Here is a 239-nt window from a genome sequence, read left to right as displayed (position 1 = left end):
CAAAAGTGCTTGTCTATTCAGGAAAGCCACTGCGCGAACAGGTCGTTGCCCATGGTCCGTTTGTCATGAATACGATCGAGGAAATTGAAGAAGCCTATGCTGATTTTCGCGCTGGGAAATTTGGCCCGTCCTCGCAATAATGTCTATTTCTGTTGTTGCGCCGCCAGATAAGCATGGTGTGCTTTGCCCCATGCATGCAGTTGCCGCAAGATCGGCTGAAGTGTTTTGCCGTGCTCTGA

At 50.2% G+C, this 239-nt stretch carries 1 protein-coding gene; it reads left to right on the top strand.

Annotated features, from left to right (window positions below; all coding sequences use genetic code 11):
- The first annotated feature begins 5 nt into the window (after positions 1 to 5).
- On the top strand, positions 6 to 140 hold the full coding sequence (locus CHH91_RS19020; RefSeq protein ID WP_483372420.1) for a pirin-like C-terminal cupin domain-containing protein: 135 nt from the start codon (positions 6 to 8) through the stop codon (positions 138 to 140).
- The last annotated feature ends 99 nt before the right edge of the window (positions 141 to 239 follow it).

Source organism: Virgibacillus sp. 7505, from assembly GCF_002272135.1.
Classification (GTDB): domain Bacteria; phylum Bacillota; class Bacilli; order Bacillales; family Amphibacillaceae; genus Terribacillus.
This window is presented reverse-complemented; position numbering and strand designations above follow the sequence as displayed.